This window comes from Streptomyces sp. NPDC041135, assembly GCF_055592085.1.
The window spans coordinates 1-17062 of the sequence record NZ_JBVIYZ010000033.1 but is presented as its reverse complement, the minus strand read 5'-3'; the positions used below and the strand labels follow the sequence as shown (position 1 = coordinate 17062).

At 70.7% G+C, this 17062-nt stretch carries 34 protein-coding genes; 3 read left to right on the top strand and 31 right to left on the bottom strand.

Annotated elements, in window-relative coordinates:
• Positions 1–3 precede the first annotated feature (3 nt).
• The 8 genes from ACZ6CZ_RS34590 to ACZ6CZ_RS34555 all read right to left on the bottom strand — a co-directional run bounded on the left by ACZ6CZ_RS34590 (position 4) and on the right by ACZ6CZ_RS34555 (position 3574).
• Positions 4–576 (bottom strand): DUF4352 domain-containing protein, encoded by a 573-nt coding sequence (locus tag ACZ6CZ_RS34590; protein ID WP_467185697.1) that lies wholly within the window; start codon positions 574–576, stop codon positions 4–6.
• Between the two features lie 195 nt (positions 577–771).
• Positions 772–906 (bottom strand): hypothetical protein, encoded by a 135-nt coding sequence (locus ACZ6CZ_RS34585; protein ID WP_467185698.1) that lies wholly within the window; start codon positions 904–906, stop codon positions 772–774.
• 12 nt (positions 907–918) lie between these two features.
• Positions 919–1533, bottom strand: a complete 615-nt coding sequence (locus tag ACZ6CZ_RS34580) for a hypothetical protein (RefSeq protein WP_467185699.1) — start codon at positions 1531–1533, stop codon at positions 919–921.
• Positions 1530–2039 (bottom strand): hypothetical protein, encoded by a 510-nt coding sequence (locus ACZ6CZ_RS34575; protein ID WP_467185700.1) that lies wholly within the window; start codon positions 2037–2039, stop codon positions 1530–1532. Before ACZ6CZ_RS34575 ends, ACZ6CZ_RS34580 begins: the two co-directional genes overlap by 4 nt.
• Positions 2036–2890 carry a hypothetical protein gene (locus ACZ6CZ_RS34570; protein ID WP_467185701.1) on the bottom strand — a complete coding sequence of 285 codons (855 nt, stop codon included), beginning with the start codon at positions 2888–2890 and terminating at the stop codon, positions 2036–2038. The genes ACZ6CZ_RS34575 and ACZ6CZ_RS34570 overlap by 4 nt, the downstream gene beginning before the upstream one ends.
• Complete coding sequence (locus ACZ6CZ_RS34565; RefSeq protein ID WP_467185702.1) at positions 2887–3153, bottom strand: hypothetical protein; 267 nt, start codon at positions 3151–3153, stop codon at positions 2887–2889. Before ACZ6CZ_RS34565 ends, ACZ6CZ_RS34570 begins: the two co-directional genes overlap by 4 nt.
• Positions 3150–3305: a hypothetical protein gene (locus ACZ6CZ_RS34560; RefSeq protein ID WP_467185703.1), complete on the bottom strand. Its 156-nt coding sequence runs from the start codon at positions 3303–3305 to the stop codon at positions 3150–3152. Before ACZ6CZ_RS34560 ends, ACZ6CZ_RS34565 begins: the two co-directional genes overlap by 4 nt.
• Complete coding sequence (locus ACZ6CZ_RS34555) at positions 3305–3574, bottom strand: hypothetical protein (protein WP_467185704.1); 270 nt, start codon at positions 3572–3574, stop codon at positions 3305–3307. The genes ACZ6CZ_RS34560 and ACZ6CZ_RS34555 overlap by 1 nt, the downstream gene beginning before the upstream one ends.
• A 135-nt stretch (positions 3575–3709) precedes the next feature.
• Here ACZ6CZ_RS34555 and ACZ6CZ_RS34550 point away from each other — a divergent pair, with 135 nt between their 5' ends.
• Positions 3710–3958, top strand: coding sequence for a hypothetical protein (locus ACZ6CZ_RS34550; RefSeq protein ID WP_467185705.1), 249 nt, complete (start codon positions 3710–3712; stop codon positions 3956–3958).
• A 73-nt stretch (positions 3959–4031) separates the two neighbouring features.
• Here the strand turns inward: ACZ6CZ_RS34550 and ACZ6CZ_RS34545 are convergent, their stop codons facing one another.
• The 23 genes from ACZ6CZ_RS34545 to ACZ6CZ_RS34435 form a co-directional block, all read right to left on the bottom strand.
• On the bottom strand, positions 4032–4340 hold the full coding sequence (locus ACZ6CZ_RS34545; protein WP_467185706.1) for a hypothetical protein: 309 nt from the start codon (positions 4338–4340) through the stop codon (positions 4032–4034).
• On the bottom strand, positions 4337–4774 hold the full coding sequence (locus ACZ6CZ_RS34540; protein ID WP_467185707.1) for a hypothetical protein: 438 nt from the start codon (positions 4772–4774) through the stop codon (positions 4337–4339). Before ACZ6CZ_RS34540 ends, ACZ6CZ_RS34545 begins: the two co-directional genes overlap by 4 nt.
• The gene (locus tag ACZ6CZ_RS34535; protein ID WP_467185708.1) at positions 4771–4977 is read right to left on the bottom strand and encodes a hypothetical protein; all 207 of its coding nucleotides are present in this window, start codon (positions 4975–4977) and stop codon (positions 4771–4773) included. Before ACZ6CZ_RS34535 ends, ACZ6CZ_RS34540 begins: the two co-directional genes overlap by 4 nt.
• The gene (locus tag ACZ6CZ_RS34530; RefSeq protein ID WP_467185709.1) at positions 4974–5252 is read right to left on the bottom strand and encodes a hypothetical protein; all 279 of its coding nucleotides are present in this window, start codon (positions 5250–5252) and stop codon (positions 4974–4976) included. The genes ACZ6CZ_RS34535 and ACZ6CZ_RS34530 overlap by 4 nt, the downstream gene beginning before the upstream one ends.
• Entirely contained in the window at positions 5249–5425 is a 177-nt protein-coding gene (locus ACZ6CZ_RS34525) for a hypothetical protein (protein ID WP_467185710.1), read from the bottom strand. Before ACZ6CZ_RS34525 ends, ACZ6CZ_RS34530 begins: the two co-directional genes overlap by 4 nt.
• Positions 5422–5619, bottom strand: coding sequence for a hypothetical protein (locus ACZ6CZ_RS34520; protein ID WP_467185711.1), 198 nt, complete (start codon positions 5617–5619; stop codon positions 5422–5424). The genes ACZ6CZ_RS34525 and ACZ6CZ_RS34520 overlap by 4 nt, the downstream gene beginning before the upstream one ends.
• On the bottom strand, positions 5616–6182 hold the full coding sequence (locus ACZ6CZ_RS34515) for a hypothetical protein (protein ID WP_467185712.1): 567 nt from the start codon (positions 6180–6182) through the stop codon (positions 5616–5618). The genes ACZ6CZ_RS34520 and ACZ6CZ_RS34515 overlap by 4 nt, the downstream gene beginning before the upstream one ends.
• Positions 6183–6241: 59 nt before the next feature.
• Complete coding sequence (locus tag ACZ6CZ_RS34510) at positions 6242–6499, bottom strand: hypothetical protein (protein WP_467185713.1); 258 nt, start codon at positions 6497–6499, stop codon at positions 6242–6244.
• A gap of 77 nt (positions 6500–6576) precedes the next feature.
• On the bottom strand, positions 6577–7395 hold the full coding sequence (locus tag ACZ6CZ_RS34505; protein WP_467185714.1) for a DNA adenine methylase: 819 nt from the start codon (positions 7393–7395) through the stop codon (positions 6577–6579).
• 75 nt (positions 7396–7470) lie between these two features.
• The gene (locus ACZ6CZ_RS34500) at positions 7471–8421 is read right to left on the bottom strand and encodes a DNA cytosine methyltransferase (RefSeq protein WP_467185715.1); all 951 of its coding nucleotides are present in this window, start codon (positions 8419–8421) and stop codon (positions 7471–7473) included.
• Entirely contained in the window at positions 8421–8645 is a 225-nt protein-coding gene (locus ACZ6CZ_RS34495) for a hypothetical protein (RefSeq protein WP_467185716.1), read from the bottom strand. Before ACZ6CZ_RS34495 ends, ACZ6CZ_RS34500 begins: the two co-directional genes overlap by 1 nt.
• Complete coding sequence (locus tag ACZ6CZ_RS34490) at positions 8642–9301, bottom strand: zinc finger domain-containing protein (RefSeq protein WP_467185717.1); 660 nt, start codon at positions 9299–9301, stop codon at positions 8642–8644. Before ACZ6CZ_RS34490 ends, ACZ6CZ_RS34495 begins: the two co-directional genes overlap by 4 nt.
• Positions 9301–10245: a hypothetical protein gene (locus ACZ6CZ_RS34485; protein WP_467185718.1), complete on the bottom strand. Its 945-nt coding sequence runs from the start codon at positions 10243–10245 to the stop codon at positions 9301–9303. Before ACZ6CZ_RS34485 ends, ACZ6CZ_RS34490 begins: the two co-directional genes overlap by 1 nt.
• A 68-nt stretch (positions 10246–10313) precedes the next feature.
• Complete coding sequence (locus ACZ6CZ_RS34480) at positions 10314–10556, bottom strand: WhiB family transcriptional regulator (protein WP_467185719.1); 243 nt, start codon at positions 10554–10556, stop codon at positions 10314–10316.
• Positions 10556–11446 (bottom strand): hypothetical protein, encoded by an 891-nt coding sequence (locus ACZ6CZ_RS34475; RefSeq protein ID WP_467185720.1) that lies wholly within the window; start codon positions 11444–11446, stop codon positions 10556–10558. Before ACZ6CZ_RS34475 ends, ACZ6CZ_RS34480 begins: the two co-directional genes overlap by 1 nt.
• Entirely contained in the window at positions 11443–11670 is a 228-nt protein-coding gene (locus ACZ6CZ_RS34470) for a hypothetical protein (RefSeq protein WP_467185721.1), read from the bottom strand. The genes ACZ6CZ_RS34475 and ACZ6CZ_RS34470 overlap by 4 nt, the downstream gene beginning before the upstream one ends.
• Complete coding sequence (locus ACZ6CZ_RS34465; protein ID WP_467185722.1) at positions 11670–12200, bottom strand: hypothetical protein; 531 nt, start codon at positions 12198–12200, stop codon at positions 11670–11672. Before ACZ6CZ_RS34465 ends, ACZ6CZ_RS34470 begins: the two co-directional genes overlap by 1 nt.
• A 61-nt stretch (positions 12201–12261) precedes the next feature.
• Positions 12262–13224 (bottom strand): recombinase RecT, encoded by a 963-nt coding sequence (locus ACZ6CZ_RS34460; RefSeq protein ID WP_467185723.1) that lies wholly within the window; start codon positions 13222–13224, stop codon positions 12262–12264.
• Positions 13221–13472, bottom strand: a complete 252-nt coding sequence (locus ACZ6CZ_RS34455) for a hypothetical protein (protein WP_467185724.1) — start codon at positions 13470–13472, stop codon at positions 13221–13223. Before ACZ6CZ_RS34455 ends, ACZ6CZ_RS34460 begins: the two co-directional genes overlap by 4 nt.
• Positions 13472–14044, bottom strand: a complete 573-nt coding sequence (locus ACZ6CZ_RS34450; RefSeq protein ID WP_467185725.1) for a hypothetical protein — start codon at positions 14042–14044, stop codon at positions 13472–13474. The genes ACZ6CZ_RS34455 and ACZ6CZ_RS34450 overlap by 1 nt, the downstream gene beginning before the upstream one ends.
• Complete coding sequence (locus tag ACZ6CZ_RS34445) at positions 14041–14313, bottom strand: hypothetical protein (protein WP_467185726.1); 273 nt, start codon at positions 14311–14313, stop codon at positions 14041–14043. Before ACZ6CZ_RS34445 ends, ACZ6CZ_RS34450 begins: the two co-directional genes overlap by 4 nt.
• A gap of 79 nt (positions 14314–14392) precedes the next feature.
• A complete protein-coding gene (locus ACZ6CZ_RS34440; protein WP_467185727.1) occupies positions 14393–14611 on the bottom strand; it encodes a helix-turn-helix transcriptional regulator in 219 nt (72 codons plus the stop codon).
• Positions 14592–14840: a helix-turn-helix domain-containing protein gene (locus tag ACZ6CZ_RS34435; RefSeq protein WP_469029407.1), complete on the bottom strand. Its 249-nt coding sequence runs from the start codon at positions 14838–14840 to the stop codon at positions 14592–14594. Before ACZ6CZ_RS34435 ends, ACZ6CZ_RS34440 begins: the two co-directional genes overlap by 20 nt.
• Positions 14841–15042: 202 nt before the next feature.
• Here ACZ6CZ_RS34435 and ACZ6CZ_RS34430 point away from each other — a divergent pair, with 202 nt between their 5' ends.
• Both ACZ6CZ_RS34430 and ACZ6CZ_RS34425 read left to right on the top strand, forming a co-directional pair.
• Positions 15043–15450, top strand: a complete 408-nt coding sequence (locus tag ACZ6CZ_RS34430; RefSeq protein ID WP_467185728.1) for a helix-turn-helix domain-containing protein — start codon at positions 15043–15045, stop codon at positions 15448–15450.
• A gap of 312 nt (positions 15451–15762) precedes the next feature.
• Positions 15763–17025, top strand: a complete 1263-nt coding sequence (locus tag ACZ6CZ_RS34425; RefSeq protein ID WP_467185729.1) for a tyrosine-type recombinase/integrase — start codon at positions 15763–15765, stop codon at positions 17023–17025.
• Positions 17026–17062: the final 37 nt, after the last annotated feature.

The window sequence follows — 17062 nt, the reverse complement described above, 5'->3', positions numbered from 1 at the left end:
GCGCTATCCGACGTTTCCGCGGATCCCGTCGCCGAACAGGCCGTTGACGTACGTCACGTACTTGGGGGCGAACCGCCCCTTGCCGGTGATGACGCCACTGATGTTCTCGCCGGGCGCGAGGTCGACGGTGGCGATCTGCTGCTCGTCAACGCCCAGCTCGGCCGTGTGCTTCGACCCGTTGGCGTCGGTGATCGTGAAGTACAGCGGGTTGATGTCGAGGGCCTTCTCGCCGCGGTTCGTGATGGTGACCTTGACGCTCGTGTAGACGGTGGTGCCGTCGTGGAGCACGGAGGGGCTGAACTTGGCGGGCTTGGCTGTCACCGTCACCGGGGGCGCTGCGGCGGCCGGCGGCTTGGTGGGTGCGGCCTTCGTGGGGGCGCTGCTGCTCGCGGGGCGCGGCTTGCTGTCGTCGCTGCTGCCGCTGCTGAAGACGGCGACGATGATGCCGAGGAGGATGACCAGGCCGAGGATGCCGGCGCCGATGATGGCGGCGATGGCGCAGCCGTTCATGCCTTTCTTCGGCGGGGGTGGCCCCCAGGTGGGTTGGGGGGTGCCGTAGGGCGGGGGCTGGGTCATGGCGGCTCCTGGTGATGCTGTGACGATCAGGTGAACCTACCGTCCAGGGGCCGGGCCGGGGAGGGGCATGAGGAAGCCCCGCTCCCCGGTGCGCTGTTCCAGGGGCGGGGCTGTGGTCCTCCGTCGAGGGCGGGCAGCTTCCGCAAACGACGGATGTGATGGTCCTACGGTAGCGGCGGCCACTGACAGTCGGGGCTACGCCTTCTTCGGGGTGCCGGGGGTGGGTTTCGGTTCGGGTCGGGTCCAGCCGCCTCGGCTGCTGCTGTACGTCGTCTCGTGGCCCTTCAGGCGGGGGTCGTCGGGGGCGGGGGTGGGCTGCTTGAGCGCCATGGGGTGCTCCTCTCAGGGGGTGACGGCGTGGTGGCGGGCGGCTTCGGCGGGGGTGCGGACGATGGTCCCGGCGTGGCCGATGCGGTCTACACGCAACCCCTCTCCGGCCCCCCCTTCCGCCGTGTTGTTGGTGTTGGCGTTGGCAGCGTGACCTGCACAAACACAGCCGCCAGAAGGGGCGTCGCTCTCGGGGAGAGGGGTCGGGATGTCGCCGTGGTGGACACCGGGCCCGTTACCGCCCGGGGTACGCACCCCTCGCTTGATGGGGATGCCGGCCTCGTCGAGGAGCGCGCGCACGGCCTTCGTGTCGGGGAGTCCGGCAGCGTCCTTCAGAACGGTGAGGAGGACGCTGTGCCCGCCCTCGCCGAACTCCTGGAGGACGGCCACGATGTCGACCGGCTCGGCCTCGTCCGCCTCGGTCTCGTCGCTTTCGCGGCGCCGCGAAAGTGATGCGCGGACCTTGCCGACCGCGACTACGGCCAGCGCCCCGGCAACCGTGTAGCCGAGCTCGGGAACCGCGTGCACGACTCCCCCGGCCACGCCAAGGCCGAGGACCAGGACGCATCCGCCGGCCGCCCGGGAGGAGCGCTCAGGCTCCTCCACGGGCGTCAGCTCGTCGGCGGTCATGCGATCGCCCCGTACACGGTCGCGCCGATCGTGTTCGCGGCCTGCGCCAGCGGGACGGCGGCGAACCCGGCGATCCCGGCCGAGGTGCCGAGGCAGATCCCGCACCACGCCCCGGCCTTCAGATCCTGGCCGCGGCTGGACTTCTTCACGGCCGTCACCAGGGCGACGGTCAGGAGGAGGACGAGGGCGCCGCCGGTCTGGGTGAGCGGAAGGTAGGCGCCGCCTCGGGAGGTGACGCCGGCTTGTCCGCCGACGCCCCAGACGAGGGCGGCGTCGCCGAGCCAGTTCGTGATCCACAGGGTGGTGTCCGCTGCCCAGCCGATGAGGCCGCCGAGGGTGAGGATGGCGAGGGCGCCGTAGCACCAGGCGGCGATGAACGGGAGGAGACGGCCAGCGTGCTGGAGGGGCGCGGCCTGGAGGGACTTGAGGCCGGGCCACCACTGGATGAGGTGGCGGATGAGGAGGGCGAGGCCGATGGTGACGCCGCCGAGGGTTGCCCAGATCATCGGTAGGTTCCTCCATCGATCTCGCGGCGAGCACGGCGAACAGCGGCGCCCACGGACGGGCGATCGGCGTCGGGGCGGAGCGTGCAGATCGCGTCCGTGGCGGCCGGGTTGGTCGGGTGGATCGCGACCTGTTCGCGGGCGAGATCGGCGATGCTCTTCTGTTCGCGATCGGCGATCGCGCTGGTCGCGGTGGGTTCGGGGCGCCCCGAAGCGTGGGGCTGCTCGGGGGTGCTCGCGGGCGTGATCGGGCTGCTCGGGGTCTGCTCGGGCGTGATCGGGGCGATCGCGATCGGTGCTCGGCGGGCGAGCTCGCGGGCCTTGTCCTGGCGGGCAAGCTCGATCTCGAAGTCGACGGACACGTCGGCGAGGAGGCCCTCGGCGTCCATCTCGCGGCGCCGCAGGGCGTACCGGTGCGTCGCCTCGTCGAACCGCATGGCGCGCTCCATGGCGGCCAGCTGCGCCCGTTCGTCGTCGGTGAGGGCGGCGGGGTCGCGCATGTCAGAGATGGCGAGGAGCCAGACCAGCTTGGCGCCGACGGGGAGGAGCGGTCCGGCAACGGCCATGGCGGCGTGGGCGCGGTCGATGCCGTGCCAGACGAGGAAGACGGCGACGGCGAGGAGCGCGGCCCATCCGATGGCGGCGACGGGCCAGCGGTACCCGGCGATGCGGAGGCCGCGGGCTTCGGCCCAGATGACGCTGGCCCAGATGATGTCGGCGCCGATGGCGACGGTGAGGCCGATGGGGCCGGCGCCAAGGAGGTCGACGAGGGACCAGGTGGTCCAGGCGAGGCTGCCTGCGGAGAGGAGCGAGGCGGGGACGAGGAGGGGTGTCTTGACCCAGGCGAGGTTCATCGGGCCCTCGCGGTGGCGTCGAGGAGCTGCTGGCCGTACTGGGCGCGGGTGCCGGTGCTGGGCGCGGGCATGAGGGCGAGGAGCTCCCTCGTGAGCTTGTCGGTGGCCTGCTGGTCGTCGGGGTGGGTTTCCTGGGCGGTGAGGAGGGCGGCGCCGCGGCGGCCGATTTCGGTCATGGGCTGGCCGGGGCGGTTGATGGTGAGCCATTCGGCGGCGTAGCGGAGGGCCTGGAGGATGTGGTCGGGGGCGGTGATGCGGTTCATCGGGTGGCCTGCTTGTCGAGTTCGGCGCGGACGGGGGCGGCGGCGGCGTAGTCGCGGGCGCACGCGTCGTGGGTGGCGGGGGTGTCGGCGATCGGGTTCGGCCGGGGGCTGTAGTCCGGCTCGGGGGGCGCCTCGTAGGTGGGGGTGTCCATCAGGCCACGGCTCCCGTCGCGATGAGGCGGAGGCGGGTGGCGTAGTCGGCGCGGGTGTCACCGTGGCGGATCGGGGGGAGGGCGTCGACGAGGGCGCGTTCGGCGGTCTCGGCGGTGGCGGTGTTGCCGTGGGCGGTGTCGGTGACGACGAGGCACTGGGCGAGGACGAGGCGCTCGTCGACGGGCTTTGTGGCGTACTTGGCGTCGAGCCGGTCGGCGAGTGCGCCGAGGAGGGTGGGGATGTTGGGGGGCTGGCTTGTACGCTGCATGGGCCTGTCTCCTGTTCGCAGCAGGGATGGGCTGCCCCGGCCGGTCTAGCCACCGACCGGGGCGCTTTGTTGTTGCCAGAACGAGCGTAGTGACTTCGTTGCCAAGTGGCAACCAAGTCAGGGAAGATGGTGCCCATGACCGAGCCCGAAGGGGGGCCAGACATGGTGAGCTTCAGAGAGCTAGCGCGCCGCCTCGTCGCCGACGGGGTGGTGCCACGCATCACCCATCAGCGGGTGTCGACGATCGCGCGAACGGATCCGGACTTCCCGCCGGTGGTGCCGGTGGGCCGGACGAAGGTGGTCGACTATCGGGTGGCTAAGCCGTACTTCGAGTCGCGGAAGAGCCGGCAGGGTCAACGAACCGATCTGAAGCGGGACGAGTAGGGCATAGGGGAAGCCCCCACCCATTGCGGGTGGGGGCTTTGCCGTGTCTGGGGGTTGTGCGGGGGTCGTCCGGTCAGCGGGGGTCGGGGATGGATAGGTCGCGGGTCCCTTGGGTCAGCCAGGAGGTAAGCGGCTGCCGGACGTTGGCCAGGGGGCAGGGGTCGTCGTTGGGGCAGGGCTCGTCGCGGGCTTCCTGGCAGAGCTCCAAGGCGTGCCGGCCGGAGGTGAAGCTGGGGTCGTCGTGGTCGCCACGGTTGGGGTCGCGGGCGACGATCCAGTCGGGGCCGACGGCTTCGATGCGGACGCAGTGGTAGTGGTCGCGGCCGAAGGCGCCGTGGGCGAAGCCGTGGATGATGTCGCCGGGGGTGAGTGGGGCGGTCACGTCTGGTCCTTGGGGTTGGTGTGGGCGTCGAGGGCGGCGCGGAGTCCGGCTTCGGCCATGGGTTCGATGTGGATGGTGCCGAGGTCGCGGCCGAGGTGGGTGAGGGCGTAGTCGCTGATGGCGAAGGCGGCGGCGCGGATGGCTTCGGGCGAGGTGACGGCGTCGAGGGCGGCCGAGGCCCGGGCGGCGCGGGTGCGCTGCTCGTTGGCCTTCTCGGCGAAGCGGGCGGCCATGCGGACGGCCTGTCCGTCCTCGCTGCTGGCGGCGACGAGGAGCTTCATCCGCTCGATCTCGGCGTACAGCTGTCCGATGCCGTCGCGGAGCCGCGCGGCTTCGTCTCCGGTGAGCTGGCCGCGTTCGGCGCGGTCGACGAGGTTGCGGAGGGGGTCCGTCGTCGGCTGGGGCTGGGGCTGGGCGGGCTCGGGCTGGGTCATCGGGCGTTCCTGTCGGATCGGATGGCGTCGGCCTCGGTCGCGTTCAGGAGCCCGTAGGCGGTGGACAGGAGCGCGCGGAGGAGAGCCCGGTCGCGGAGGCTGATGGGGGCGGACATGTCGACACGGTGGGCGATGGTCGTGCCGTCGGGGCCGGCGGTGGTGAAGTGCAGGGCGGGGAGCTCGTAGGGTTCGGGCTGGGTCACGGCTGTTCCTTTCCGGTGGTGATGCGGATGGTGGTGCCGGTAGGCGCGTCGACGAGGTCCCGGCCGAGGGTGCGGAGCGCGGTGAGAGTGGCGTCGTAGTCGGTGACCAGGGGCGTGAAGCGCCGGGGCTGGCTGGAGATGCGGGATTGGGCGCGGCCGAAGTCCGATCCGATGGTGGAGGCGAGGTGTCCGTCGAGCTGCTGGAGGGGGTAGCCGAGGGCTTCCTGCCAGGCGTCGGCGAGGTGGGTGAGGTCGATGGCGAGGTGGCGGGTCATCGACGGCCGTCCTTCCAGCAGTCGGGGCAGATGTCGCGGCCGCCGGGCCGCGGGTGCCACTCACGGGCGCCGCGGCGGACCTCGGCGACTGTCGTGGCGCCGGGGTAGCCGGCCTCGGCGTCGCAGAGGGTGCTGCCGTCGCAGCGGATGACGGGGTACGAGGCGGCGGTCATCGGCCTTCCTCCTCGTAGGCGTTGTGGAGCATCTGCACGGTGGTCCAGCGGCTTCGGTCTCGGAGCTGGCCGGTGGGGTCGAGGTCGGTGACCTGGACGCCGTTGTAGCTGTCGGTCGCGTTGACGATCACGCGGAGGCCGGTGGTGTAGCGGGATCGCCAGACGCTGCCGACGGCGGGTTCGGGCTGGGTCATCGGGTCTCGTCCTCCTCGACGTCGGCGGCGGCGAGGGTCTCGGCGGCCTGCTCCTCGGGGGACGGTCCGGCGAAGGCGCGGAGGCGTTCGAGGGCGGCCCAGTCCTCGTCGGTGAAGTCGTCCTCGGAGAACATGACGGCGGCGGCCTGGGCGAGGGCGAAGCGGAGGAACTGGCGGTCGGCCGGGGTGAGCGGGTCGTTGGCCGGCTGGGCGGCGTCCAGCCCGGCGGCGGGCTCGTCGTGGCCGGGGCAGGGCTCGCCGTCCGGGCAGATGTGGGCTCCGCTGGCCTGACGGGCGGCGTCCCGGATCCCGGCGACGGTCGGGTACAGGTCGGGGAAGGCGAGGCAGGCGTCGAGGACGAGGGCGACCGTCTGTCGGTCCTTGCCGATCCGCTCGCCTTCGGGGTGCCGCATGCCCTGGACGTAGCCCATGACGGCGGCGTCGTGGACGAGGCCCTGCTCGCGTTCAGTGAGTGAGCTGAGGACGGCGTTCACCGCGTCGGCGCGGGTGGCGCGCTGCTTCTCCATGTAGGTGATCAGGAAGTCGGGGAGATCGGCGGTCATGTGCTGCTCCTGGTGTTGGGGCCGGGCCGCCACGGGGACGACCCGGCGTGCGGCGAAGGTCAGGTGGTGGGGCGGAGGCGCAGCGGCGGCGTCGTGGGCTTCTGGTGGGCGCCGTCGCACGGCTTGCCGAGGAAGCCGCGGTGCATCGGCAGACGCCCGGTCTTCAGCGGCACGAACAGGCTCGGCATCGCCGTCTGCGTGGTGCACTTCTCGCCGGCGGGGCAGAGGACTCGGCCGACGGCCCACTCCTCGGTGGTGAATCCGGCGAGGAGTTCGGCACGGACGGCCGCGAGGTGCTCGGTCAGGGTGGGGGCCACGGTGTGCTCCTGTCGTGGGTAGTGTCGGGTCGGGTCGCCCTGCTTGCTTCCGACGAGCGGGGCGGCCTGCGGCATGCTCAAGCGGCGGGCCACAGTCCGTCCTGGCCGGCGAGCGGACGGTTCGCCCACACGACCTCGGTCCGGTCCTTCGCCGTCTTGGCGTTGCCGGTCATGGTCTGCTGCTCGTACCGGTGCCAACCCGCGTACAGGTCGGCGTACAGGGGGCTGTCGTACCCGGACAGGACGACGGTGGCGGTGGCTCCCCGGAGCGCGGCCGCGAGGTCGCGGTGGTCCGCGTCGCCCTTCATCTCGACGCGGTAGTTCGACCACGGCCGGGTCGTGCCGAGGTACGGCGGATCGACGTACAGCAGGACCTCGCGGCCGCGCCCGTACTTCTCGATCAGGTCGAGGGCGGGCCGGCAGTCGAGGCTGACCTCGTGCAGTCGCTCAGCCGCGGCCGCGAGCCGGGTGACCGCGGCGTCGAGACGGTCGGACATGGAGGTGGCGGAGCCGCAGGGATCGATGTAGTGCCGCCAGCCGGTACGCCGCAGGGTGCCGGAGCGTCCTTGGGTGAGGCGGATGAACACGCGGCGCGCAGTCTCCAGCTCGTCTCCGTTCAGGGCCGGGGTGTAGGCGGCAGCGTGTTCGGCATGGGCGTGAGGGGTGAGTGCGCAGGCGCGGACGAGGTCCTGGGGCCGGTCGCGCAGGACGCGCCAGAAGGTCATGAGTTCGCCGTCGAGGTCGTTGACGGTCTCCATGCGGGACGGGGCTTTGGCGAGGAGGACGGACAGGCCGCCGGCGAACGGTTCGACGTAGTGCTCGTGGGCGGGCAGGAGGCTGACGATCCACGGGGCGATGCGCTGCTTGCTGCCGAAGTACGGGACGGGCGACTTCACGGGCGGGGTGCTCCTGTCGTGGGTAGTGTCGGTGTCGGGCCGCCCCCGATTGCCGCGGGGGCGGCCTGCGGCATGTCAGGCGGCGGTCGCGGTGAGGAGTGCGCGGGCGAGCTGGACGGGTGCGGCGTTCCCAACTTGCTGGCTGATGTCGCGGCCGGACCACGGGTGGTCGGCGGGAAAGCCCTGGAGCTGGCCGGCTTCGGCGTGGGTGAAGCGGGGGAGTTCGCGGCCGTCGGGGTCGAAGAGCCGGAAGCGGCTGATCTTCCCGGTGACGGTGAACGCGGGCTGGTCGGACGACCGTCGGCCGCGGTTCTTCGGGTCGCCGCCGGTGCCGTAGTTGGAGACGACGGTGAACGGGCCACGCTCGGGCAGGGCGTCGGCCATGGACCGCCACGGCAGGAGCGTGGGGTCTCCGGCCGCCTGCGGGACGCCTCTCTCGTACCGGCGGTGCGTCGACTTCGGGAGGGCCACCGGGCCGTCCAGGCGGGCCACCAGGGCGGCGCGGCGGCGGGTCTGGGGTACGCCGTACTCCTCGGCGTTCAGGACCCCGCAGGCGGCGCTGTAGCCGCGGGCTTCGAGCACTTCGCAGTACGCCTGCCAGATGGGGAGGACCGCGGGGACCTGCTCCAGGACGATCGCGCGGTACGGGTTGTTGCCGTTGTTGGCGGCGAGGATCCAGCGGAGGGGTTCGAGGACGAGGCTGGTGCGGTCGTCGAGGCCGGCAGGGACGGTGACGTGGCCGTTGATGCCTGCGTTCTTCACGGCGGCGATGAGGAGGTCGAGGCTGGCGCGGCCCTTGCCGGTGCCGCCGATGCTGAAGGTCTGGCAGGGCGGGCCGGCGGCGAGAACGCTTTCGGTCGGGGTGTGGTCGGGCCGGTAGTCGCGGACGTTGCCGTGGATGGTGGGCAGTCCGGCGGCGACACGGGTGGCGACGGCGTTGGCGTCCCACTCGATGCCGGTGAGGTGGATGCCGAGCTGGCGGGCGGCGTGGTCGATGCCGCCGGGGCCGGCGAACAGGTCGGGCATCAGGTCTCCTGGGTGGGTGTGATGGTCCAGCCGCTGTCGGTGAGGTAGGTGGCGACGCGGGTTGCGCGGGCGTGGTCGGTGTCGCCGCAGGTGGTGGCGTCTTCTTCGGCGGCGTCTATGACGGCGATGGCGGCGAGGGGGATGGCGGTCTGTCCGGGGACGGGGGCCGGGGGCGGGGTGTCGAGGAGGGCGCGGGTGGTGGCGAGGCGCCCGGCCGGCGTCACGCAACGTCCTGGAGGGCTGCTGTGGCGGCCTGGATGCGGCCGGGGTGGTACTCGCGGCGGTCCTTGCCGTTTGTCCGGCAGCGCTGTCCCTGGGGGGCGCGGCAGGCGTCCCAGGGGCAGGCGACGGAGCGGGGGTCGGCGAGGCCGGAGCGGATGAGGCGCTCGCGTTCGACGGCCTCGGGCCGGAGCTCGGCGAGGGTCTCCTTCACCGACGGGGGCATGTAGGTGCCCATCTGGTCGAGGCGGGCCTGCACTTCGGCAGCTGCGGGGCCGGCGGTGATGGCCTTCAGCTCGTTCGGGGGCTGGGCGCCAATGGCGACGGCGTGGCGTTCGGCAGCGAGCGTCCTGCGGTAGCCGGCCTCGTCGTCGGGGTCGAGCCACGGGTGGGCGGTCGGCTCGAAGGTGCCGACGTGACGGTTGAGGCGGTCGGCCACGTCGGCGGCCCAGCGGCTGGCGATGTCGGCGGGGAGGATCGGCCACGTCGACTTGGCGTAGTGGGCGTGGGCGGCCTGGAGGGCGTACTCGTAGGGGACGTCGGCGAGGATGCCGGCCCACATGTCGATCTGGGCGGTCTGCTCGACCGGGTCCTCGCGGCGGACGCGGGGGTCGGCAAGGGCGATACGGGCGATGAGTTCGGGGATCTGGGCGGGGTGCATCAGGCACCTCCTGTCTGGTCGCGGAGCCGCTCGGCGTGGGCGGCCATCTGGGCGAGGTAGGACTGGCCCTTGGAGGGCGGCGGCGTGAAGCCGGGGGCGGCGGCCTGGAGGCCGATCCAGCCGCGGAGGAAGTAGCGGGCGCTGTGGGGCTTGTCGCGGGCTGCTTGCCAGGAGCGGGTGGCGTAGTCAACGAGGTCGTTGATGCCGACTCGGCGGATGGCGTCGCGGAGGTCGACCCATTCGCTGCCGTGGAACGTCCAGGTGACGTTCATGCCGCGGGCGAGCATGGCGTCGATGAGGGGTTGGATCTCTCCTCTTCCGCTGCTGGCGGGAACCACGTCGGAGCTGTGGTTGGAGGAGGGGGTAGGGGAGGAGGTACTCCCGTAGGGAGTACTGGATGGGATGGGAGGGGATGGGACACCCGTAGCACCCTGGAGGGTGTCACGCCGTGACACATCCTCCTGACCTGCGGTTCCTTCCGGAAACAGGCCCTCATTTTCGTCTCGGTTTGGAGCGAAACTCGCGCCATTTTCACGCGAGTTTGCGCCGCGTTTGGCTCCAGAATCGCGCGACTTTCTGTCGTCGCGGGCGTTGTCGCGGCCCTTCTGCTGCCGCTGCCGACCTGCCTCGCGGGCTGCCTCGATCTGCTTCCGCGACTTGTTGTAGTCGAGGTAGTCGTGGAGGTAGTAGTCGCCGGGGGCCGGCTGCTGGCACTTCGGGTGCGAGCAGCCGTGACCGGGGGTGTGGAGCATGCCGACGTCGACAAGCTTGCGGATCTGGGCCGGGGTGCCGTAGTCCCTGACGATGGCGCCGTCGACGTGGCCGTCGGTCAGGTGCTTCGCGCAGTGCGCCCCGAGGCGGGTGAAGAGTCCAGCCGCAGCGTTGCCGGCCTTGCGGACCTTCGGGTGGGTGTCGAACCCATCGTCGAGTGCGAACCACGGCATGTGCGGCTTCTTCCTGGAGTGCGGGAGGGTGGATCGGGTGCCCGGGGCGCACAGCCCCGGGCGTGGGGTCAGGCGGCTTCGACGGCCTGGCGGCGGAGGCGGGCGCGTTCGCGGTCCGAGAGGCCGCCCCAGACGCCGTGGCGGACGTCGTTGGCGAGTGCCCAGTCGAGGCACTGCACGCGGACCGGGCACACGGCGCACATCCGCTTGGCAAGGACCGTCGAGCCGCCGGCCTCAGGGAAGAACAGTTCCGGGTCGACCTGCCCGCACACGCCCTGCTCGGCGATCTCCACGGGGATGGCGAGAGTCATCACGCTGCGGCCTTCCTGTCTCGGCGCTGGCCGGTACGGATCTCGTGGAGGACGGCTCGGACGGTGCTGATGTGCAGGTTCAGGCGTTCGGCGATCTGCTCGGCCTCGAAGCCGTAGGAGGCGAGGTGCTCGATCTCCTCGCGGCGGAGGCGGGCCAGCTCGTCCCGGTTCAGCTCCTGCTCGGCCGCAGTCGGGTCGAAGGCCGGGTCGTCGATGTGGCCCATGTCCTCCCACCACAGCGGATCCCGCCAGCCCATCTGGGCTGCCCGGCGACGCGCCTTGGCGCTCGTTCCCTCGATGTTTCGGAGGACGGTGTACGCCTTCTCGATGGCCGTGGCGGACGGAGCGTCGATCTGCCGGGTGTGCCCGTTGGCGATCGAGCTGATCGCAGACGTGGCCATGCCGGTCTCGGCGGAGATGGCCTCCGGGTTGTGGCCGATGGCGTACAGAGCCTGCAGTCGGCGACGGCTTCCGGCGCTAGGACGCTCCGCACGCTCGTCGAAGTCGCCAGGCTGGACTGCCAGGATCCGGAGCGCCTTCTTCCGAAGGCACGACTTGGTGAGGCCTCGGACCAGGTAGCTGATGGTGGAGGACGCCACCCTTGCGCGTCGGGCGATGAGCTCGTTGCTCATGCCGGCCTCGTTGAGCTTCTTGATGTGCTGGATGAGCGGTTCGCCCGGGTACAGCGGGGGCTTGCCGGAGAGGCGTTCCAGGCTGCGGCGCTTGCAGGCGCGGGAGTGGGCGGCGACGCAGAGGTCGCAGTGGCAGCGGGTCCAGGAGCCATTGCGGGCGCCGCGGTAGCGGGACTCCGTGCCGTGGGCGGGGATGTAGCGGTTGGTGCCCGTGGTGGGGAGGGTGGTCATCCCCACCACGGGAGTCTCGGTGGTCACGCGTCGGCCTCCTTCGCGTGCAGCTCCTGGTCGTGGAGCTCGGTCGTGAGCTGCATCTCGTACAGCCGCTGGTCCAGCTGGGCCGCGCGGGCCTCGGCCTTCCGACGGTCGGCACGCTCGGTGGCGAGCTCGGCCTGCGTGGCTTCGAGGTCGGCACGGAGCCCGGCCGTGGCGACGGCGATGCTGATCTGCGCGCGGCGGCGGGAGATGAAGGGGAGTCGCATCACGCCACCTCCTGCTCGCCGGCCGTCAGCTCCGGCAGCCCCATGCTCTTCAGCTCACCGGACCGCCACGCCCGGCCGATCGCCGCCTTGCCCTCCGCAGGGATCGTGAGCCGGGTGTGCGCCGCCCGGCCGACCAGCTCGACGCCGGGGACGGTGTGGATGACGCCGGTCTCCGGGTCCGCCCACTCCGCCGTACCGGTGGCCGTGAGGGTGTCGAGGAGCTGCTTGCGCCACGCGGGCCGGATCTCGGTGACGATCCGGGTGGTGATCTCGCTCTTCGCCACGGTGCGGACCCAGGCGAGGAGGGCCGCCTCGTTGACGACGGTCGCGGCGGGCTTGTTCTGGACGAGGGTGGCCTTGCCGATGTCGGCGCCGTTCAGGTCGACGGCGATCGTCTGCGTGCCGGTCTCGGCCTTCGCGGCACGGAGCCCGGTTTCCAGGTCGGCCTTCGCCGCCTTGAGTTCGTCAGCGATGGTCTTGGCGAGGGTGTCGAGGATGGCCACGCGGGTGGCCTGGTCCTTCAGCGACATGTGCTACTCCTTGGGAGTGGGGCGCCCCAGATTCCGGCCGGGGCGCCCCGCTGTGCGTGGGTCAGCTGGCGATGGCGTCAGCGTTGGCGCCGTCGGTGAGGGCCGAGAGGAGGCCCCAGATCGCGGCGGCCGAGACGGCATCGAGGGGGGCGCCGAGAGCGGCGTGGGCGTCGCGGTCGATGTCGTCGATGCCGTGCTCGTCGGCGAAGGCGCGGATGGCGGCGACGGCGGCGGCGTGCTCGTCGGCGGGGAGCTCGACATCCTCGACGACGACGCCCTCCACCACCTCCGGCTCCGACCGGGTGGCCTTCAGCTTGCTGATCTCGACGATCCCGTTCAGGACCGGCGCCGGCATGCCCGCCTGCTTCGCCTCGCGCCAGATCTGCCGAACGGCATCGACATCGGCAGCGGCCTCGGCCTCCGCGAGGAAGTCCCGGGTCGGCGTGGCCCACGGGTCCGGCTCGTCCTGCTGCACCGGCCGGAGCTGCTGCACCGGCGCCTCGATCGGCATCCCGTCCGCGTCGACGTTCGCTCCGAGCTCCTCCGGCGTGTAGATCGTCCCCTGCAAGATCTCCGAGCAGGCGGCCCGCGCCACCTCCGTGATCGCCCGCGCCTTCAGCATCGCGGCCGGGAAGTTCTTCCACGTGTCCTTCGACGTCAGCTTCGCCGCCTGCGCCCGCTCGATCGTCCACACGACCTCGAACGTGAACTCCGGGTCATCAGCCCGAATGATCTGCGCGACCGCCCGCTTGTCGTCGCCGTTCACCCGCAGCTTGTGGCCGGCGCGGCGGACGAGTCCGGCGATCAGGTCGGCGGAAGCGGTGGGCTTGCCGTTGATGACGTGGATGGACTGGACGGCGGTCAGGGGGGCGACGCCGAGGGTCTGGCCGTAGGAGATGGCCCAGAGGAGGTTGGCGGGCTTGCCCTGGTACTGGCGGGGGAGGAGGTCGGAGGCGGCCATGGCTTTGGCGTAGTCCATCTGGGCGGCGAGGCTGCCGGGCTGGTAGATGGCGAGGTCGGTCATCGGGCGTCTCCGGTGTAGCGGGCGTACAGGGCGGTGCCGTCGTCGACGAGCGCGGTACGCGTCTCGAACGCCCCAGCCGGGGCGTACTGCGGCAGGGTGTCGGCGCGGCAGATGTGCCGGGCCGTCGACTGGGCGGACTGGCCGGAGTTGTAGATGCCGACCTCGATCCACATGCCGGGGTGACGTCGGCAGTCGTCGGCCCGCAACTTGTGGTTGGCGAGCGGGCGTCGCATCCAGCGGCGGCCCATCAGCGGTCACCTCCGCAGGTGCAGTCCTCGAACGTGTGGCCCTTGGGGCAACGGCCGGTCGTCTGGCCGGGGATGAACGGCAGGTCGCGGGGCACGGCGTAGTCGTGGTGCAGCGGACTCGTGTGCGGGTCCTCCAACTGCCGACGCGCACGCCAGTCATCCGGGATGGCGATGCAGTCGTCCGGCTCGTCGTCGTCCAGGCCCTCCCGCTGTCCCAGCAGCGGGACGTCGTCGGCAGGCAGTGTGGGGCAACCCCAGGCGTGGCGGTCGAACCGCTTCGAGCAACCGCACGGACGGCACGGGTCGTCGTGCGTGATCGCGGTCTCCAGCTCGGCGATCCGGTCCCGCTGCACCCGCAGCGCCTCGTGCGCCTCGGCGAGGGCCTCATTCGTGGCGTGCCGCTCCGCCAGCAGCTCAGTTACCTGGGCGCGGAGCTGCTGGGTTGCGGCCTGCAACTTCCGAGTTGCAGCGTCCATCGCCTCGGCGCGGACCGCCGCGACGATCTCGCGGGCGACCTGCTTCGACCAGCCAGTGTCTACGAACGCCTGCACGGCGTCCTTGAGGGCGCTCATGCGGCACGCTCCGCGTCCAACGCCGCCAGCACATCCCGCAGCATCCCGTCCAGCACCGTCGCCGCCGACACCATCGCGCGCAGGTCGTGGATGCTCGCGGACCCGTACTTCTCCAGCGCCCAACGCGCCTGCCTCACCGCGATGTCCAACGGCGGCGCCGGCATCGGCCGACGGGACGCGTCGTGCAGCGGGTCCAGCGCGGGCGGGAGGGCGACGCGCGTCGTGCGCCGGTCACCCGAAGGGATGTTCGTCGGTACCATGAGATTCATGGATCCACTCCTTGTCAGTGGGTTCGAGGGGTCGTGTACGGACCGGGCCTGGTCCGTCCGGCCCCGAATTCGTTGGGGGTTAGGCCGCGGCGCGCTGGCCGATGCGGTCCCCGGCCTCCTGCGCCGCCAGCCACCGCTCCACCTCGGACCGGCGGTAGAGCGTGTCTCGGCCACGGCGGAAGCCGCGGGGCGCGTCGCCCCGGTACCGCATCTGCCGAATTGCGGCCGGCGACTTCCGAAGAAGTACGGCCAGTTCCTTGGTGGTCATCAGGGGCGAGTCAGCGATCCTGTCGCTCATCGTTGCTCTCCGTTGCGTCTCGTTGGATGTCGGCGATCCGGCAGTTGAGGACGCTGGCTATGCGGGCCATGACCTCGGGTTGCGGGCGCCGTTCGCCTCTCTCTATGCGAGAGAGGTAGGCGTGACTGATTCGGGCGGCTTTGGCGAATCCGCGCAGGCCGTAGCCGCGTAGCTCGCGCTGCCGTCGGATTTTCGGTCCATCGGGCTGCACAGGAAGGACGATACACATCGATGCGCAACGAAGCAACGTGAGACGCATTGAGATGCATCCTGTAGCCGGATGGATGCGCCCCGTTCTTCTTTGGGTAAAGCTGCCCGGATCCCGTCTCGCATGGGCCTTGATCACCGTCTAACCTGTTGCCTATCGGTGCCTATCGGTGCCTAGCGAGCGTCGGGCAGGACGCAACGGAGTGATCAGAGGAGAGGCCGCCATGAACCGCGACCCGGAAGTTTGGTCGAGGATCGGCCGCACCATCGCCAGCAGGCGTGCCGCCGAAGGCCTGCGACAGGAAGACCTCGCCGCCAAGGCCGGCGTCTCCCACCGCAGCGTGCAGAACGCCGAGTCAGGCCAGCCGCCGAAGGCCCGCCTGCCCCAGTCCCTCTACCCCATCGTCAAGGCCCTCGGCCTGCCGGACACATGGATCGACGACGCTCTAGCCGGGAAGGCGCCCCCAGGCGGATGGCAGGACGTGGATGTGCAGGCCGTGATCGACGAGGAGCGGCTCGAAGTGGATCTGACGCATGCTCTGGTGCGAGCGTCGGAGCACGCTTCCGCTGCGGAGATCAAGGCGTCCACGAAGGCGGCTTTGGACGTTTTGCGCCAGCACGGTCTGATCTGAAGACGTTTTGCGTGCAACCTTCAACAATTTGCGCATACAGATAGCGACCATGTGGTCACACGGCATATGCTCCCGACACCCGGAGTCCATCGCTCCGGGTCGCCTACGCACGGGGGTGCTCGATGCCCGAATCCAGCCCAGTGATAGCCGCTAACCTCGGACGCGGGATCGCCGCATTCACCGCCATAAGCGACGGCCGACCCGTCGCCGTCATCAACACCGAGGCCGCGCACCACCCCGAGCTCCGCACGCAAGCCGCGTACGCACTCGCAGGAGCCGGCTTCGACGCCGGAACCATCCTGGGGGCACTGCATGGGATACGTCGCTGACCGCTGGCACAAGAGCCGCCCTGCGCCCGGGGACCCTGAATGCGGCGAACACAAAGGGCTCGTCGCATCCAAGGTCCACGGGAAGGGCAAGCGCTGGCAGGCCCGCTACGACGCCCCCAACGGCCGCGAGATTACGTCGCTTCACCGGACAAAGACCGAGGCCGAGCAGGAGATCATCAAGCAGGAGTCTGCGAAGCAGACCGGATCCTGGCTCGACCCAAAGGCAGGCGTTGTCACCGTCGAGAAGTATGCGCTTGAGACGTGGCTGCCTGCCCAGAACATCATCGGCCGCAGCGTCAAGGAGTACCGCGGCGCCCTCGACCGCTACCTGATTCCCGAATGGGGCAACCGGCAGATCCGCTCCATCAAGCCCAGCGAGGCCGGCGCCTGGCAGCAGCTCCTCACCACGAAGTACAAGCTGAAGGGCGGCTACCCGAACCGCGTCGCGCGGTACGTGCGTGGCGTTTTCAAGCTGGCCGTCGTCGACCGCGTCATCGCCGTGAGTCCGTTCGACGGCATCAAAGCCCCCACGCTCGTTGAGGCCACCGTGCAGCCTCCGGATGTGGCCGAGGTCCGGCAGATGATCGCAGCTGCGTACAAGCCGCTGTGGGCCGCCATGATCGAATTTACCGCGCTGACAGGCCTCCGCTCCGGCGAGATTCGCGGACTCACCCTCGACCGCATCGACTTCCTCCGGCGGACCCTGCGCGTTGACCGGCAAATGGTGTACGAGGGGGGCAAGGGTCTGTACTTCGACAAGCTGAAGACCGGCGCCGGCCTTCGCACCATCCCACTCACACAACGAGCGGTCGACCTGCTCGCGGCCTACGTTGCCGCGCACCCGACAGCGGCTGGCGGGGAGTGGGCCGGGCTCGTGTTCACGATGCCGGGGCACAAGCCGATCGGCGAGTCGACGCTCGACTGGGCGGTCAAGAACATCTGCAAGAAGGCGGATCTTCAGGCGCGGCGTTGGCACGAGCTGCGCCACCACTACGCCTCCGTGCTCATCGCTGGTGGGGAGAATCCGAAGGTCGTACAAAAGCGGCTGGGGCACAAGGACGTCATGACGACGCTGCGGACGTACGCTCACCTGTTCGCCGAGGCGGAGGAGCAGACGCGTGGCGTGCTGGATGCGGCGTGGGCCGAGCCGGGTGAGACTGCCCCTCAGGGGGAATCTGCTCAGTCGGGCGGAAGGATCCCGGAATCCCGGCCCGCTCAGAGCAAGTTGTGGCAGGTCAGCGGTTAGTCCGGAACATCAGAGTTGGATGTTCCAGGCGGAGAGC

Coding starts and splice junctions, on each gene's coding strand:
- ACZ6CZ_RS34430 (WP_467185728.1), top strand. CDS start 15,043: ATGAACCGCGACCCGGAAGTTTGGTCGAGGATCGGCCGCACCATCGCC.
- ACZ6CZ_RS34500 (WP_467185715.1), bottom strand. CDS start 8,421: ATGCCCGACCTGTTCGCCGGCCCCGGCGGCATCGACCACGCCGCCCGC.
- ACZ6CZ_RS34555 (WP_467185704.1), bottom strand. CDS start 3,574: ATGCAGCGTACAAGCCAGCCCCCCAACATCCCCACCCTCCTCGGCGCA.
- ACZ6CZ_RS34445 (WP_467185726.1), bottom strand. CDS start 14,313: ATGAATCTCATGGTACCGACGAACATCCCTTCGGGTGACCGGCGCACG.
- ACZ6CZ_RS34540 (WP_467185707.1), bottom strand. CDS start 4,774: ATGACCCAGCCCGAGCCCGCCCAGCCCCAGCCCCAGCCGACGACGGAC.
- ACZ6CZ_RS34470 (WP_467185721.1), bottom strand. CDS start 11,670: ATGCGACTCCCCTTCATCTCCCGCCGCCGCGCGCAGATCAGCATCGCC.
- ACZ6CZ_RS34525 (WP_467185710.1), bottom strand. CDS start 5,425: ATGACCGCCGCCTCGTACCCCGTCATCCGCTGCGACGGCAGCACCCTC.
- ACZ6CZ_RS34460 (WP_467185723.1), bottom strand. CDS start 13,224: ATGACCGACCTCGCCATCTACCAGCCCGGCAGCCTCGCCGCCCAGATG.
- ACZ6CZ_RS34575 (WP_467185700.1), bottom strand. CDS start 2,039: ATGATCTGGGCAACCCTCGGCGGCGTCACCATCGGCCTCGCCCTCCTC.
- ACZ6CZ_RS34580 (WP_467185699.1), bottom strand. CDS start 1,533: ATGACCGCCGACGAGCTGACGCCCGTGGAGGAGCCTGAGCGCTCCTCC.
- ACZ6CZ_RS34455 (WP_467185724.1), bottom strand. CDS start 13,472: ATGGGCCGCCGCTGGATGCGACGCCCGCTCGCCAACCACAAGTTGCGG.
- ACZ6CZ_RS34550 (WP_467185705.1), top strand. CDS start 3,710: ATGACCGAGCCCGAAGGGGGGCCAGACATGGTGAGCTTCAGAGAGCTA.
- ACZ6CZ_RS34530 (WP_467185709.1), bottom strand. CDS start 5,252: ATGACCCGCCACCTCGCCATCGACCTCACCCACCTCGCCGACGCCTGG.
- ACZ6CZ_RS34585 (WP_467185698.1), bottom strand. CDS start 906: ATGGCGCTCAAGCAGCCCACCCCCGCCCCCGACGACCCCCGCCTGAAG.
- ACZ6CZ_RS34435 (WP_469029407.1), bottom strand. CDS start 14,840: ATGTGTATCGTCCTTCCTGTGCAGCCCGATGGACCGAAAATCCGACGG.
- ACZ6CZ_RS34450 (WP_467185725.1), bottom strand. CDS start 14,044: ATGAGCGCCCTCAAGGACGCCGTGCAGGCGTTCGTAGACACTGGCTGG.
- ACZ6CZ_RS34465 (WP_467185722.1), bottom strand. CDS start 12,200: ATGTCGCTGAAGGACCAGGCCACCCGCGTGGCCATCCTCGACACCCTC.
- ACZ6CZ_RS34590 (WP_467185697.1), bottom strand. CDS start 576: ATGACCCAGCCCCCGCCCTACGGCACCCCCCAACCCACCTGGGGGCCA.
- ACZ6CZ_RS34425 (WP_467185729.1), top strand. CDS start 15,763: ATGGGATACGTCGCTGACCGCTGGCACAAGAGCCGCCCTGCGCCCGGG.
- ACZ6CZ_RS34570 (WP_467185701.1), bottom strand. CDS start 2,890: ATGAACCTCGCCTGGGTCAAGACACCCCTCCTCGTCCCCGCCTCGCTC.
- ACZ6CZ_RS34490 (WP_467185717.1), bottom strand. CDS start 9,301: ATGCACCCCGCCCAGATCCCCGAACTCATCGCCCGTATCGCCCTTGCC.
- ACZ6CZ_RS34485 (WP_467185718.1), bottom strand. CDS start 10,245: ATGCCGTGGTTCGCACTCGACGATGGGTTCGACACCCACCCGAAGGTC.
- ACZ6CZ_RS34480 (WP_467185719.1), bottom strand. CDS start 10,556: ATGACTCTCGCCATCCCCGTGGAGATCGCCGAGCAGGGCGTGTGCGGG.
- ACZ6CZ_RS34515 (WP_467185712.1), bottom strand. CDS start 6,182: ATGACCGCCGATCTCCCCGACTTCCTGATCACCTACATGGAGAAGCAG.
- ACZ6CZ_RS34560 (WP_467185703.1), bottom strand. CDS start 3,305: ATGGACACCCCCACCTACGAGGCGCCCCCCGAGCCGGACTACAGCCCC.
- ACZ6CZ_RS34565 (WP_467185702.1), bottom strand. CDS start 3,153: ATGAACCGCATCACCGCCCCCGACCACATCCTCCAGGCCCTCCGCTAC.
- ACZ6CZ_RS34520 (WP_467185711.1), bottom strand. CDS start 5,619: ATGACCCAGCCCGAACCCGCCGTCGGCAGCGTCTGGCGATCCCGCTAC.
- ACZ6CZ_RS34440 (WP_467185727.1), bottom strand. CDS start 14,611: ATGAGCGACAGGATCGCTGACTCGCCCCTGATGACCACCAAGGAACTG.